Genomic DNA, 15,613 nt, shown 5'->3' with positions numbered 1-15,613 from the left:
TAGCTAATATTATTAAGATGTAAGAATAATGAGGTGATTATATGTTGAATAGTGTTTTTGGTAATACTGACTTTTTAAAAAGAGCTTTAGATGGTTCATGGAATCGTATGGAAGCAATTTCGAGCAATATTGCAAACGTTAATACACCTGGATACAAAAAAATGGTTGTAGATTTTGAAAATGTTCTTATGAATGAGATAGAAAATAAGGGGATTTCATTGTCAACAACTCATGGCAAGCATATATCTAAAAATAGTTATTTAAATGGAAGCGAGCCATTTATCAGAAGAGATATGAGTGGTAAAACACGAAGAGATGGAAATAATGTCAACATTGATGTGGAAACAGCTGATTTAGCTAAAAATACTATTATGTATAACTCATTAATTAAACAAATTTCCAGACAATTTAATACAATTGAAACCGTTATAAATGAAGGAGGAAAGTAGTATGGGGATTTTTAATTCCATTAATGTTAGTGCAACTGGGTTAACTGCTGAGAGGACTAGGATGGACATAATATCAAAAAACATTGCCAATGCTAATACTACAAGGACAAGTACTGGGAGTCCCTACAGAAGACAAATGGTAGTATTTGAAGAGAAAGAAGGAACACCTTTTTCTACATATTTATCGAAATATTCATCTGGCACTTTCAAAAATCAAGGGGTAAAGATTAGTTCAATTGTAGAAGATAAAACACCTTTCAAAAAAGTATACGAGCCAGGTCATCCTGATGCAGATAATAATGGATATGTCATGATGCCGAATGTTGATATCGTTACTGAAATGGTTGATATGATTACAGCTACTAGAGCATATGAAGCAAACATGACAGCTATAAATTCAGCAAAATCTATGGCAATGAAAGCTCTTGAAATTGGCCGCTAAACGGAGGTAGAATATGAAAATTAACAATTTGTCTAATATTGATAAAAATCTAGGAATTACTAACAACCTGAAAAGTAACGATAAGATAAAAGAGAGTTCTTTTAGCAGTATGTTATATAATGCATTAGACAAAGTAAATGATATGCAAATTGAAGCAGATAACTACGATAAGTTGTTAGCTACTGATCAAATTACAAATATTCATGACGTTCCTATTGCTGCTGAGAAGGCAAAAATAGCGATGCAAATAACCCTGACTGTCAGAAATAAAATTGTAGATGCATATAAAGAAGTCATGAGGATGCAAGTTTAAAATGGCTGAAGTAGAAAATGAGGTGATACGGTGGGGGAAACAATTGAGCAAATGAAAAATCAGCTAAATGGTTTTTGGCAAGGATTAAACAGAAATAAAAAAATAATGCTGGGTATAGGTAGCTTTCTAATAGTAGTCAGTTTGACGTCAATAATATATTTTACTACACGAACTCAATATGAGGTTTTATACAGTGATTTGTCTTTAAAGGACGCTGGACTAATAACAAAGAAGCTTGATGAAAATAATGTAAAATGGAAAGATGCCAATAATGGAAGCACAATATTAGTACCGAGTAATATGAGAGATAAATTAAGAATGGATATGGCTATCGAAGGCTTACCGAAGGAAGGCTACAGTTTTTTAGATGCATTTAATGATAGTAGTTGGACTATGACAGAATATGAAAAAAAGCAGAGAAATAAATATGCTCTGGAAAACACACTAGCTAGTAATATTTCTGAAATAGATGGTGTTGAAAATGCTAAAGTTTATCTAAAAATTCCAGAAACAAATGATTATGTTCTCAAAGATAATGAGCAAACAACAGCTTCTGTGTTTGTGACATTAGCAAGAAGCGTTCCATTGACAGCAAGTAAAGTACAAGGTATTCAAAATTTAGTTGCAAGTGCAGTTGGCATGAATCCTGAAAGTGTTTCTGTTGTTGATGATAACGGAAAGCTTTTAAGCAATACAGGAACTGATCAACAAGGGTATGACTTAACAGAGCAGCTGAATATACAACAGAATTTACAAATCAGGATTAACGAAAGTATAAAGTCCTTTCTTGAGAATGTATTTGGATATGGAAATGTTGTAGTTAGAGCTAGTGTTAAAGTGAATTTTGATAGCGAAACAACAAGTATTGTACAATTTAATCCTCCGATTGATGGAGCAGAAGAGGGACTAGTGAGAAGTATGGAGAAAATCGAGGAACATATGGTGAATGGTGTAAATGGAGGAGTTCCGGGTACTGACACAAATGTTCAAGATGCTGTTACAGATTATACACAATTGGAAGGAGAAAATTCTAAGTACGACAAGGCTAGTGAGACTATTAATTTTGAGTTGAATGAAATTAATAAGCAGATAAAAAAAGCACCTGGACAAATCGATTCAGTTACTGTTGCAATTCTTGTGAATGAAGATTCGCTTATTGATGGTGAAATGACTGATGATAAAAGAAAAGAAATTTCTAATCTTATATATGCTGCAACAGGATTAGATACTAAGCAGGTACAAGTTAGTACGGCTAAGTTTAATAATAACATGAATTCGGAAGATTCGCAGGAGGCTAATACTGATAATCCTACAACACCATGGTGGGTATATTTAGTAATTGGTTTAGCTGTGTTAGGAGCGTCTTCATTCGTTTTATTGAGAAATAAGAGAAAGAACAATATAGATGATATAAACGAATTAATTGAGCAGAAAGCTGGTCAGATATCAGATGTAGAGGAAATTGACTTTGAAACAGAAAAATCACAAGTAAAAGAACAAATTGATAAGTTTGTTGACAAAAAACCTGATTCAGTCGCTCAGCTATTAAGATCTTGGCTTAATGAAGAATAGAGGTGAAGCTATGTCTAAGAAACAAGTTATGACTGGTAAAGAAAAAGCCGCAGTACTGCTGATAACTTTAGGACCACAAAAGTCTGCTGAAATATTTAAACACTTAAATGAAGAAGAAATAGAAGAGCTTACACTTGAAATTGCAAATATGAGGAAGGTTTCACCTGAGGAAAAAGAAAATGTTCTTGAAAGCTTTTACCAACTCTGCTTGGCACAAGAGTATATATCAGAGGGTGGAATAAATTATGCTAAAGATGTTCTTGAGAGGGCTTTAGGTTCTCAGAAAGCTGTAGATATTATTAATAAGCTAACAGCATCATTGCAAGTTAGACCTTTTGAATTTGTTAGAAAGGCTGATCCAAACCAGCTTTTAAACTATATTCAAAATGAACATCCGCAGACTATTGCACTTATTCTAGCATACTTAAGTCCTAATCAATCAGCTCAGATTTTATCAAAACTTCCTGCAGATAAGCAAACAGAAGTCACTAAAAGGATAGCTACTATGGATAGGACTTCACCAGAAGTGATTAAAGAAATAGAAAGAGTTATTGAAAGCAAATTTTCAACTATGGTTGCTCAGGATTACACTACTGCTGGTGGAGTACAGACAATAGTTTCAATATTAAATGCTGTAGACAGAGGAACAGAAAAGTATATTATGGAAGAGTTGGAAGTACAAGACGCAGAGCTTTCAGAAGAGATTCGAAAAAGAATGTTTGTATTTGATGATATTGCTTCACTTGATAGCAGATCTATACAAAGATTTGTTAGGGAAATTGACAATAATCAATGGGCTATTGCATTAAAAGGTGCTAGTGAAGAAGTTAAAGAAGTTATCTTTGCAAATATGTCTAAACGATTAGTAGAAATGATCAAAGAAGATATGGAATTTATGGGACCTGTAAGACTGAAAGATATCGAAGAAGCTCAACAAGCTATTGTAAATGTAATAAGAAAGCTTGAAGAACAAGGAGAAATAATTACTCCAAGAGGAGGGGATGATTTAATTGTCTAGTGTTATTAAATCTTCTCGAGTTGTAAATGTTGTTACAGGACATACCGAATGCATTAATCAGACTATAGACGATATTGTTGAAGAAAAAATCAAGGAAGCTAATAAATTATATGAAGAAATAATTACCAAAGCAAAAACACAGGCTGATTCAATATTGAGTGAAGCGAAAAAAAAGTCTGATGAGATTTTAGAAGAAACTTATGGAGAGACTAAAAATATTATTGAACAAGCCAAAGAAACTGGTTACAAACAAGGCTATCAGCAAGGGTTTGAAGATGGTAAAAAAGATTCTGATGAACTGATTTTGGAAGCCAATGAAATAAAGAGGAATTTTTTACATGAGAGAGAAGCCATTTTGTCTAGCATAGAGGGTGATGTGATACATCTAATAATTTCTTTATGCGAAAAAATACTAAATCAAAAGCTTGATGATGACAAGGAGGCTATAATACCTATAATTCTTAAAGGGATAAATAGTCTTAATATAAAGGACAGCATCATGATTAGAGTTTCTAAAGAAGATTATGACATAGTTGAATTATCAAAGCAGAGGATATTGACAACTGCAAATTTAATAGATGATATTGATGTTAGAATAGATAGCTCCTTATCCAGAGGTGGCTGTATTATTGAAGCATCAAATGGTAATGTAGATGCAAGCATTGAAGTTCAAGTTAGTGAAATGAAAAAAACTATTATAAATCTATTAAATGGCGAGTGATATATATGTTTGAAATAAATATAAAAAGATATTCAGAGAACTTAATTAATAAAGAGTTTATAAAATACTGTGGGGAAATAACAAAAGTTACTGGCTTGACAATCGAATCTAAAGGTCCCTTGTCAAGTATAGGTGAAGTGTGCTGCATATATCCATTTAATAAAAATGAGCCTATACTGTCTGAAGTGGTAGGTTTTAAGGAAGATAAGATATTACTAATGCCATTAGGTGAAATGGAAGGCATAGGTCCAGGAAGCAGAGTGGTGGCTAGTGGACATGCACTCCGTGTAAATGTTGGAGATGAGCTGATTGGAAGAATACTGGACGGATTAGGGAATCCTATAGATGGTAAGGGTCCAATAAAATCAGACAAATTTTATTCTGTTTACAATATGCCTCCAAACCCACTTGAAAGACAGAAAATTTCTGAACCATTGCCTTTAGGAGTAAAAGCTATTGATGGACTACTTACTTGTGGCAAGGGACAAAGAATAGGGATATTTGCTGGAAGTGGAGTTGGTAAAAGTACTCTTATGGGAATGATTGCAAGAAATGCAATAGCAGATGTAAATGTTATTGGATTAATCGGAGAAAGAGGAAGAGAGGTAAGAGAATTTATTGAAAATGACTTAAGAGAAGAAGGATTAAGAAAATCAGTTGTTGTTGTAGCAACTTCTGATCAACCTGCTTTAGTCAGAATGAAAGGTGCATTGCTTACAACAGCTATTGCTGAATACTTCAGGGATAAAGGGAATAATGTGATGATGCTTATGGACTCTTTGACAAGATTTGCTATGGCTCAAAGAGAAATAGGGTTGGCTATTGGAGAGCCTCCTGTAACCCGAGGATTTACACCGTCAGTTTTTGCAGTTATGCCTAGACTGCTAGAACGAGCTGGAACATCTTCAAATGGAAGTATTACTGGGCTGTATACTGTTTTAGTAGATGGAGACGATATGAACGAACCTATAGCTGATACTGTAAGAGGTATATTAGATGGGCATATAGTCTTATCTAGAAAACTTGCAGGTCAAAATCACTATCCAGCAATTGAAGTTCTTCAGAGTATAAGTAGAGTGATGCAGAGCATATGCACAAAAGAACATGTTACTATATCAAATAAAATTAAAGATATTATTGCTACATATAAGGAATCAGAGGATTTGATTAATATTGGAGCATATAAAAGGGGATCTAATAAGAAGATAGATAAAGCTATAGAAACAATAGATAAAATAAATGATTTTCTGACACAGGATGTTTTAGAGAAATTCTCTTATGATGAGACACTAAATCTCATTAGCGAACTAATAGACGCTTCTGATATAAACTGATTTGATTGGAGTTGATATAGTGGAAAAGTTTACTTTCAGGTTAGAGAAAGTGCTGGATTATAAGGAGCGAGTAGAAGACTTAAATAAAGCTGAATATAGCAAAGCGAACAAAAAACTTAATGAAGAATTAGTTGTTCTCGAAGATTACATTAGTGAAAGAAAAAGATTGACAAATGAAAGAAACATTAATGTAGATAGTATTTCAATTAATGATTTGAAATCATACAATATATATTTAAACTCAATGAATTCGAGAATTGTAAATCAGCAGAAAGTAGTAGAGAAGACTCAAAAAATAACAGAAAATGCAAGGAAAGTTTTAATTCAGTCTACTAAAGAAAAAAAGATGCTTCAAAAATTAAAAAACAGAGACTACAATGATTATCAATATTTAAATAAAAAAGAAGAAGAAAAAATTACGGATCAGTTTGTTAGCTATAGAAGCAGTATAAAATGAGAGGTAATAATATGAATAAAGAAAAGAAAGACAATCGAATACTTAAAACAATATTAGTTTTTGGACTGGTGTTTATAGGTATACCACTATTAATACTGTTAATATTGTACTTTAGCAACAATGATTTTAATAAAGCAATGAATGATCACTTGAGAAAAGCTCCTGGGGTAGTAGGAGAGCACTTTGATAAATATCCTACTGAAAATGAGAAGGAAGATAAAGAGCTCTTTTTGGCTAATTATTATTTGACACTTGACAAAGAAAGTGCATCTGACAAGCTATACATAATTAAGAAGAATGATGAGGAACTTTTTAATAATGTTGTTAAACGTATGAACTCTGTTTCGTCTGGTAAAACATCTGAAATCATAAAGTCAGTAAGAAATATTGAATTGAGGAAAGATTTATTATTTACTATATATGAAGAAATACAAGATGAGCAGAGCTCTAAACTTGCTAACGAAGTTAAACAAATTGAGAAAATGGATTTGCAAGTTGCCATTAATGAAGTCGAAAAAATGCTAAGTAACAACAATATTAAAACTACATCAAGTATATTTGAAAAAATGAAAGAAAAACCTGCTGTAGAAATACTATATTTCTTGGGAACTGATGATTACAATAAGATTTTATCTAACATAAATGATGTTAAAAAACGAGATTTAGAGATACTATTATTTGAAAAAAAAGATAAAGAAAATGAACTAAAAAGTTTAGCAAAACTATATGAAGCTAAAGATACTATAAAAGCTTTTGGTGAAATAGGTAACACAGATATTTATAAAATTGAAGAGCTTGCTATCATATATATGAATATGAGTATAAGAAAAGCTTCAGAAATATTAGTTAATAATGATGATGAACAATTTATTAGTGAGTTATTTACAAATATAGAGAAACAGGAAAGACTTAGAGGTATAAATGATTCAATGACTCCTAGTATTGCTGAAACTATGAACTATATAAATCAGTACAATAGTCGGATTGATGAATTAGTAGCATTGTATGAGAAAATGAATGCTACAGAAGCTGCTAAGATAGTAGAAAAGATGGTAGCGAATAAAACCGAAGTGACATCATTAGAGATTGAAGACAACTCATTATATAAAATATCAGATTCTATTATAATAACTGATGTTTTAAAAAAGATGAGAAAACAAAATTTATCTCAGATACTATCCAGCTTGGACTCTAAGAAAGCAGCTGAGATCACTAGAACTCTAGCTATGCAATAATTTTTCTGACTCAATGAAAGGAGGTGAGAAAATGATAGAAAATAGTACTGAATGCATAACGAGTATTCAAACATCAAATAAAAGAAACTTTAATCAGCGAAATAAAGGCTTAAAAAGTTCATTTGATCAGATATTCGAAGCTAGTAGAGAAGAAACCAATCGTCCTGAAAACAACAGTGAATCAAAAAAGTTTTATAAGAACACTAATAAAGTAGCTTTACAACAATATAATCGAAAAGTAGTCAAGGATAAAAATGATGAAAACTATAAAACTAGTAGCAACAACAACCAAGATAAAGATATTAACACAGATATCAAAAAAAGTTCAGCAGACATAAATGAAGAACAGATTGATAATGTTAATGTAGAGGAAAATGACACTAGTTCTATTTCAGATGAAATACTACAAGATTTAATAGCTATCGATGAGATTTTGTCTAGTATAATAAGCACATATTTAAATTCAGAGCCAATTAACTATGATGATGAAATGCAACAAGATAAAGCTATATATAATGAAATTTCTAGTTCAGAAGCTCATGCGATGTCTATTAAACTGAACGACATTATTTCAAGCATGGAACCTATACTTGAGCTACTAAATAAGTCAGATAAAAATGAAGGGTTGAAACTTATTCAGGAAATCCAAGATATTGTCAATATTATTGACAATGGCAATTTGGAAAAATTGGAACCTTCATTCTTAAATGAACTTAAATCACATATTGATGAGATCATGAAAACTGCTCAAAATCTTAATAAATCTCTAAATATTACAAATCAAAATAGCGCAGAAGTAGTTAAGTTTGAAGATAACAAAACTAGTACTAAAGAAATAAACGTTAAAAATGACAATATCAAAGCCAATCAAGATAGTAGTAAAAGTGAAACAAGGGCTGAATATTCAATCGATAGTAGTAATGTCAACAGAGAGAATGTTGGTATCCCAAGATCCTTAAGCAATTTAGTAGCTGATCAAAGTATAAAGCCTGATGGTCAGTCTAATGAATTGTTTGAAGCAGTTGTTAGTACAGAAAAAGCTATTAAAGAACCCATTTTCATTAACAAAAATAGTATATTCGAACAGATAGTTGACAAAATTAAGGTAGATCATAAAGACATTCGTGATGAAATCAAAATAAAGCTTAAACCAGAGATTTTAGGAGAAATGACTATAAAAGTTGTAGTTGAGAAAGGCATAGTAACAGCTAAAGCTTTTGTTGAAAGCTACCATATTAAGCAGCTATTAGATTCTAATATTGAACAGCTAAGAGACAGCTTTAGAGAACAAGGAGTATCCTTTCAGGCTCTAGATGTATCAGTTAATAAAGATTCAGGGTTTGAAAGAAACAGTGCTGATTCATGGAGCAATAATAAAAGGAATAAACAACGTAAAATAAAAGTTGATGACGTTAGACTGAGTAATATGTACGAAGAAATCAATCAGCAAAATTCAAGCAATATGAATGATTATTCAAGTGGGTTAGATCTAATTGTATAGGTGGTGAAAAAATGTCGGTTAATAGTGTAGATGATAAAACGTTATGGTACAATTTTAAACAGAAAAATACTGAAGAGAAGGTTGAAGAAGATAATGGTATGCTGGGAAAAGACGCATTTCTGAATCTATTAGTTACTCAGCTGAAAAATCAGGATCCATTAAATCCAATGGAAGACAAGGAATTTATTTCACAAATGGCTCAATTTAGTACATTAGAGCAAATTCAAAATATGAATACTAGTCTTAAACAGTCTCAAGCAGCGATTTTATACGAGATATATAGTTCTAATGCAAATAATAAAGAAATGAATAAAAAATTAACTGAAACTTTAGATACTCTTAATAAGACAAGCACTGAAAGTCAAGAAAAGATAGTTGAACAGCTTGATTTAATTAGAAAGGCTATAGAAGCATATACTGGTGAGTCAGTGTAATCGGAGTGATAATATGAATAAGATTGACATGCAAAATATTAATTCGAAAGTAATACTTAATAAAACGCTAAACAGACCAAATCTAGGCTTAACTAATAAGTCTAGCAAGAAAAATTTTGATGAAGTTTTAAAACAAGTAGGACAAGCAACTACTGAAATAAAGTTTACTAAACATGCGAAAGATCGTATGAACGTTAGAAATATAGTACTTAGCAATGAAGATATTACTAAAATTAAATTAGCAATAGATAAGGCTGATAATAAAGGTGTGAATGAAGCTCTAATACTTATGGATAATAAGGCATTTATTGCAAGTATTAAGACTAAAACAATTATTACTACAGTCAATGCAGAACAATTAAAGGACAATGTTTTTACTAATATAGATGGAGCCATAGTAATATAGCTGGACCTTTATAAGGAAGCTATCTATATCTGACTGACAGAGGATATAGTCATTGGCTCTTAAAGATAAGGAGGTCATATAATATGATGAGATCAATGTATTCTGGTGTATCAGGTCTTAGAGCACATCAGATTAAAATGGATGTTATAGGCAATAACATTGCAAACGTAAATACAGTTGGTTATAAAAGAGGTCAAGTAACATTCCAGGAAGTGTTTAGTCAAGTAGTAAGAGGTGCTGGTGCGCCACAAGGTGGAAAAGGAGGTACAAATCCTCAACAGGTTGGTTTAGGTTTGAAAATTGGCTCAATAAATACTATACATACTAAAGGAGCAACACAAAGAACCGAGAACCCTACAGATTTAATGATTGATGGTCAAGGCTATTTTATGGTTACTGATGATGAAGCGTTTGAAAACAAATATTTTACAAGAGCTGGTAATTTTGACTTAGATAGAGATGGATATCTAGTTACAGCTGACGGTTTTAAAGTATTAGGATTAAATGAAAACGGCGATCTTGCACCTATAAGAATTAACAGGACCGAAACAGCACCACCAAAAGCATCTACAAAAATAGATTTTACAGGAAATATAGATTCAAGGTTGATTGCTAATGATCCAGAAAAAGGTATATTTAAAACAGACACCACGATAAAGGATAGCTTGGGGAATTCATACAAAGTAAACTATGAATTTAAAAAGACAGATGATAATAAATGGACTGTTAGTGTTACAAGTGTTAAAGACCTTGCCTCAGGTAGTGAAATCACAGTTGATCCAACTAAAAGTTCAATGGATTTAGAATTTGATACAGAGGGTAACTTGAATACAAGTCCGGCAAATTTTGAATTAGATTTTCCAGATGATTTGGCATTTTCTTTTGGCAATGATAAAACCACAAACATAATAACAGTAAATCTTGAAGGTATAACTCAATTTGCTAATGATAGTGATTTAGTTGGTAAAGCAGATGGTAAAAGCTCAGGCTCGTTAGATGGTTTCTCAATAGATGCTGCCGGAGTTATAACTGGTAGCTTTACCAATGGTACAACAAAGACTTTAGGTCAAATTGCTTTAGCTAAGTTTGATAATCCATCAGGACTTCAAAAAATAGGAAACAACTTCTTCCAGAGTTCACCTAACTCAGGAGTAGCTCAAGTAGGCAAACCAGGAACTAGTGGTTTTGGAGCTATGAATCCTGGGACATTGGAAATGTCTAATGTAGACTTATCATTAGAATTTACAGAAATGATAACGACTCAAAGAGGTTTCCAAGCTAATTCAAGGATTATTACAACATCCGATGAAATGCTTCAAGAGCTTGTTAATATGAAAAGATAGTTAATAATGCCAGGATAACTTAGTTATCCTGGCAAATAAAAGGACAGTGATTAATTAATGATAGAATTAAGAAAATTGAATGATAAGGCATTTATATTAAATTGTGAATTAATTGAATCAATTGAAGAAACTCCTGATACAGTAATAACACTTACTACAGGTAAGAAATTATTAGTAAAAGAAACTGTTGATGAGATTATTAATAAAGTAATCACATTTAAAAATCAATTATTTATATATAGAAACAAGTAATATGAAAGAGGTGTGACTAATGGATTTAGCAACGGTCATTGGTTTTTTAACCGGTATAGGCTTCTTAATATGGGGGATATTTCTTTCTGGTAGTTTAACAACATTTATACATGGACCATCATTAGTAATCGTATTAGGGGGAACAATTGCAGCTACTTTTATTAGCTATCCTCTTAAGAAAGTTATAAAGACTCTCAAGATAGTAAAGAATGCTTTTACAACAAGCAGCCTGCCAGCAGGTAATGTTATAAATCAAATAATAGATCTATCTAATATAGCTAGAAAAGAGGGATTATTGGCTCTTGAAGAAGCTGGGGAAAAAATTGATGATCTATTTCTTAAAAAGGGAATTATGCTGATTGTAGATGGAACAGATCCTGAACTAGTGAGAAATATTTTAGAGACTGAATTGGCATTCCTTGAAGATAGACATAAAGATGGACAAGGTATATTTGAGGCCATGGGAGCATTTGCTCCAGCATTTGGTATGATTGGAACATTGATTGGGTTAATCAATATGTTAAAAGACCTAGAAGATCCTACAAGTGTTGGCCCTAATATGTCTGTAGCTTTAATAACTACATTTTATGGTTCAGTCTTTGCTAACCTGATTTTTATTCCAATAGCCAACAAGCTAAAAGGTAGAAGTAAAGAAGAGGTTCTTATAAAAGAATTGATGGTAGAAGGATTATTATCTATTCAAGCAGGAGAAAATCCAAGAATAATCGAAGAAAAGTTAAAGACCTTCTTGTCTCCTGAATTAAGAAGTAATTTCAAGAAAGAACTTGAAGGTGAGGAATCATAATGAGAAGAAAAAGCAGTGAGGAAAAGAAAGGCGCACCTGAGTGGATGACTACATATAGTGATTTAGTTACGCTTCTTTTATGTTTTTTCGTATTGTTATTTTCTTTTTCCAAGATTGATGCAGAGAAATTTGAGGCTATTATGAAGTCCTTCCAAGGCTCACTTGGAGTCTTTGAGGGAGGAAAAACTGTAGAAAATATGCCTTACATAAATACGGCTAATTTACCTGAAGAGCTAACAACTAAGGAAATCCAGGAGGTAGAAGATTTTAAAAAGCTGAAAATACTTATAGATGATTATAGTAAAGAAAAAGGATTAGACAATAAAATTGTCGCTCAAATAGATGAGAGAGGATTAACTATTAGAGTTCTCGATAATGTTTTTTTTGATTCTGGTAGAGCAGAAGTTAAGCCAAAAGCTAAAGAAATATTAACATATATATCAGAAATATTAAGAAGGGAAGAATTTATTGATAAGCAGATAAGAATTGAAGGTCATACAGATTCTGACTCTATAATCAACACGGCAAACTACCCAACGAACTGGGAGTTGTCAGCAATTAGAGCAACAAATGTATTGAGATTTTTAGTGGAAAAGCAAGATATAAAAGGTGATAGAATCTCGTCAGCTGGCTATAGTTACTACAGACCTGTGGCACCTAATGATACAGCTGAAAATAAAGCTAAGAATAGAAGAGTTGACTTGGTTATAATGAAATCGGTATATAGTAAATTTGAACCTAACTGATGTAAAGGAGTTTGAGAAATGAGTACTAAGAAAATTTTTATGATTGCAATTCTTTCATTTATTGTAGTTGGTTTAATAATTGGTACAGTTTTTGGAATAATGCTGCTAAAACAAAATGAACAAAAAGTTGCTGAAAAGCAATTGTACTACTATAATATAGGAGAGATGTACTGTAATCTCAAGAATAGCAATAGAATAGTTAAAATAAACACTACTGTAGAAATGAATAATGAAGAACTGATAGTTAGTCTGGAAGAAAAAAGCTTTCTAATTAAAGATGAAATAAATAAAATTATAAGAAATAAAACCGAACAAGATATTGAAGGAAGCGAAGGACAGTTATCACTACAGAAGGAAATAACAGAGAAACTTATTGAACTATTTGGTAATACAGAAATTTCTAATGTCTATTTTGATGAATTTATAGTACAGTAGGGAGGTATATATATTGGCTGAAGTTCTGTCACAAAACGAAATAGATGCCCTACTCAAAGCATTAAGTACTGGAGAAGTTGATGTTCAAGAAATAAAAGAAGAAAGCACAGAAAAAAAAGTTAAGAAATATGACTTCAGGAACCCTCAAAAAATCGCAAAGGATCAACTAAGAACATTAGAAATTATTCATGATAATTTTGGAAGACTTCTTCAGACTTTTTTATCAGGGTACTTAAGAGCACCTGTTAAAATTTCAGTTTTAACAGTTGACCAGTATGCTTATAGTGAGTTCAGTAATGCTATTTCAAATCCAGCATTTCTCTCAATTGTAAATTTTGAACCTTTAAGTGGACAAGTTATTGTTGATATTTCAACAAACATTGCCTTTATTATTATTGATAGATTACTTGGTGGTAATGGAGAGAATGCTAACGAAATAAGAAGCTTTACTGAGATAGAGCTAACACTACTGAATAAGATGATGAAAAAAGTTATTGGACTTATGACACAAGCATGGGATAATGTAATTATCCTAACACCATCACTTGAAAAAATTGAGACAAACTCGCAATTTGCACAAATTGTTTCACCTAGTGAAACCATAGCATTAATTACTTTAAACATTTCTATAGGGAATATAGAAGGTATGATAAATATTTGTATACCTCATATTGTAATTGAACCAATTTTAAATCAATTAAGTACAAAGCTATGGTTTTCAACTACAAAAAAAGATGTATCTAATAATGATAAGGAAATTATAGAAAAAAGAATCAAGAATGCATATGTAGTTCTAGGTGCTGTTTTAAGCTCTACTGAAATAACAGTTAAAGAATTAGTAGATTTACAAGTAGGAGATGTAATTAAGCTTAATAATAAGCTTGATGATGAAGTTAGAATGAATGTTGGTTCCAGCCTTAAATTTTACGGAGTGCCTGGTTCAAATAAAAATAAAGTAGCCGTAAAAATAACTAGAGTTCAAAAGGACGGTGATGATTTAGATGCCTGATAATATGTTAACCCAAGAAGAAATTGATGCATTATTAAAAGGAAATTATGATCACGTAGAAGACAGTAACGATTTAACTGACTCAGAAAAAGATGCTTTAGGTGAAATTGGTAATATTAGCATGGGAACTGCGGCTACAACACTGTTTACGCTGTTAGGACAGAAAGTAGTCATAACAACACCAAAAGTAACTATTACAACAATCAAAGAATTGTCTGATCAATACCCTATACCTTTTGTAGCAGTTGATGTTAAGTACAAGCTAGGCCTAGAGGGAGCTAACCTGCTAGTACTTAAGATTGATGATGTAAAAGTAATAACTGACTTAATGATGGGTGGAGATGGTCGCAATATAGACAGGGAGCTAAATGAAATGGATTTGAGCGCCATCAGCGAAGCTATGAATCAAATGGTAGGCTCATCATGCACATCTCTTTCTGAAATGTTTTCAAATATGATAGATATTGAGCCACCTAGAGCTTTTCAGATAAATTTACACGAAGGTCCATTTAATATCGATTCAATTAATCATGATGAACCTATAGTTAAAATATCATTTAAAATGGTGGTAGGTGATTTGATTGATAGTCAGATTATGCAGTTAATACCATTAAGTTTTGCAAAAAACATGGTTAATAAGCTGCTTGGAGGAGATGAGGATGCAAATGATAGTATTGTAGTAGATGATATTCAAAATGTTAAGCAGGACCATGATGCAGCAATTCCTCAATATTCTCATGACACAATTCAGTCTAAAAATAGTTTAGACATGGGCTATAATATAAAAGAAGAAAAGTCTAAGAATGTAAATCAAAATCAAGTAAATGTGAAAAAACTAGAGTTTCAGCAGTTTGAAACAATAGATAATAAGGTATATAATGAAGGCATTGAAATAGTTCAAGAGATACCTATAGGAATCACAGTAGAGTTAGGTAGGACTACTCGCAGAATCAGTGAAATACTAGAATATGGGCCAGGAACCATCATCGAATTAGACAAATTATTAGGAGAACCTTTAGAGATATATGCTAATGGTAAGATTATAGCAAAAGGCGAGGTTGTTGTAATAGATGACAACTTTGGTGTAAGAATTACTGATATAATAAATCCTGCGAAGAGAATAAGCAAAATTTAAAGGAGG

The 15,613-nt window shown here is 31.9% G+C and carries 19 protein-coding genes; all 19 read left to right on the top strand.

Translation table 11 applies throughout. The features are described 5' to 3' along the window. Positions 1–41 precede the first annotated feature (41 nt). Positions 42–449 carry a flagellar basal body rod protein FlgB gene (flgB, locus tag HNR33_RS04110; RefSeq protein ID WP_429080327.1) on the top strand — a complete coding sequence of 136 codons (408 nt, stop codon included), beginning with the start codon at positions 42–44 and terminating at the stop codon, positions 447–449. Between the two features lies 1 nt (position 450). Then, complete coding sequence (gene flgC, locus HNR33_RS04105) at positions 451–891, top strand: flagellar basal body rod protein FlgC (RefSeq protein ID WP_429080325.1); 441 nt, start codon at positions 451–453, stop codon at positions 889–891. A 13-nt stretch (positions 892–904) separates the two neighbouring features. Further along, on the top strand, positions 905–1,204 hold the full coding sequence (gene fliE, locus HNR33_RS04100; protein ID WP_429080323.1) for a flagellar hook-basal body complex protein FliE: 300 nt from the start codon (positions 905–907) through the stop codon (positions 1,202–1,204). Between the two features lie 30 nt (positions 1,205–1,234). Continuing rightward, positions 1,235–2,776, top strand: a complete 1,542-nt coding sequence (gene fliF / locus HNR33_RS04095) for a flagellar basal-body MS-ring/collar protein FliF (RefSeq protein ID WP_429080321.1) — start codon at positions 1,235–1,237, stop codon at positions 2,774–2,776. A 10-nt stretch (positions 2,777–2,786) separates the two neighbouring features. After that, positions 2,787–3,794 (top strand): flagellar motor switch protein FliG, encoded by a 1,008-nt coding sequence (gene fliG, locus HNR33_RS04090; protein ID WP_429080318.1) that lies wholly within the window; start codon positions 2,787–2,789, stop codon positions 3,792–3,794. After that, positions 3,787–4,515, top strand: a complete 729-nt coding sequence (locus HNR33_RS04085; protein WP_429080316.1) for a FliH/SctL family protein — start codon at positions 3,787–3,789, stop codon at positions 4,513–4,515. Before fliG ends, HNR33_RS04085 begins: the two co-directional genes overlap by 8 nt. A 5-nt stretch (positions 4,516–4,520) precedes the next feature. Next, entirely contained in the window at positions 4,521–5,849 is a 1,329-nt protein-coding gene (fliI, locus tag HNR33_RS04080) for a flagellar protein export ATPase FliI (protein WP_429080314.1), read from the top strand. A gap of 19 nt (positions 5,850–5,868) precedes the next feature. Beyond that, positions 5,869–6,306, top strand: coding sequence for a flagellar export protein FliJ (fliJ, locus tag HNR33_RS04075; RefSeq protein ID WP_429080311.1), 438 nt, complete (start codon positions 5,869–5,871; stop codon positions 6,304–6,306). Between the two features lie 11 nt (positions 6,307–6,317). Next, complete coding sequence (locus HNR33_RS04070; protein ID WP_429080310.1) at positions 6,318–7,541, top strand: MotE family protein; 1,224 nt, start codon at positions 6,318–6,320, stop codon at positions 7,539–7,541. Between the two features lie 31 nt (positions 7,542–7,572). Then, on the top strand, positions 7,573–9,042 hold the full coding sequence (locus HNR33_RS04065) for a flagellar hook-length control protein FliK (RefSeq protein WP_429080308.1): 1,470 nt from the start codon (positions 7,573–7,575) through the stop codon (positions 9,040–9,042). 11 nt (positions 9,043–9,053) lie between these two features. Beyond that, on the top strand, positions 9,054–9,476 hold the full coding sequence (locus HNR33_RS04060; RefSeq protein WP_429080305.1) for a flagellar hook assembly protein FlgD: 423 nt from the start codon (positions 9,054–9,056) through the stop codon (positions 9,474–9,476). 13 nt (positions 9,477–9,489) lie between these two features. Next, complete coding sequence (locus HNR33_RS04055) at positions 9,490–9,882, top strand: TIGR02530 family flagellar biosynthesis protein (protein WP_429080302.1); 393 nt, start codon at positions 9,490–9,492, stop codon at positions 9,880–9,882. An 83-nt stretch (positions 9,883–9,965) separates the two neighbouring features. Continuing rightward, positions 9,966–11,225 (top strand): flagellar hook protein FlgE, encoded by a 1,260-nt coding sequence (locus HNR33_RS04050; RefSeq protein ID WP_429080299.1) that lies wholly within the window; start codon positions 9,966–9,968, stop codon positions 11,223–11,225. Between the two features lie 57 nt (positions 11,226–11,282). Then, on the top strand, positions 11,283–11,477 hold the full coding sequence (locus tag HNR33_RS04045; protein ID WP_429080296.1) for a flagellar FlbD family protein: 195 nt from the start codon (positions 11,283–11,285) through the stop codon (positions 11,475–11,477). Between the two features lie 19 nt (positions 11,478–11,496). Then, positions 11,497–12,282, top strand: a complete 786-nt coding sequence (locus HNR33_RS04040) for a flagellar motor protein (protein ID WP_429080294.1) — start codon at positions 11,497–11,499, stop codon at positions 12,280–12,282. Continuing rightward, positions 12,282–13,028, top strand: a complete 747-nt coding sequence (locus tag HNR33_RS04035; RefSeq protein ID WP_429080291.1) for a flagellar motor protein MotB — start codon at positions 12,282–12,284, stop codon at positions 13,026–13,028. The genes HNR33_RS04040 and HNR33_RS04035 overlap by 1 nt, the downstream gene beginning before the upstream one ends. 18 nt (positions 13,029–13,046) lie before the next feature. After that, on the top strand, positions 13,047–13,463 hold the full coding sequence (locus HNR33_RS04030; protein ID WP_429080290.1) for a flagellar basal body-associated FliL family protein: 417 nt from the start codon (positions 13,047–13,049) through the stop codon (positions 13,461–13,463). Positions 13,464–13,476: 13 nt separating this feature from the next. Further along, entirely contained in the window at positions 13,477–14,472 is a 996-nt protein-coding gene (fliM, locus tag HNR33_RS04025; protein WP_429080289.1) for a flagellar motor switch protein FliM, read from the top strand. After that, positions 14,465–15,607: a flagellar motor switch phosphatase FliY gene (fliY, locus tag HNR33_RS04020; RefSeq protein ID WP_429080287.1), complete on the top strand. Its 1,143-nt coding sequence runs from the start codon at positions 14,465–14,467 to the stop codon at positions 15,605–15,607. Before fliM ends, fliY begins: the two co-directional genes overlap by 8 nt. Positions 15,608–15,613: the final 6 nt, after the last annotated feature.

The organism is Brassicibacter mesophilus, assembly GCF_050433385.1.
GTDB classification, from domain to species: domain Bacteria; phylum Bacillota; class Clostridia; order Tissierellales; family Proteiniboraceae; genus Brassicibacter; species Brassicibacter mesophilus.
The sequence above is the reverse complement of the archived record's forward strand: the minus strand, read 5'-3'. Positions and strand labels throughout refer to the sequence as shown.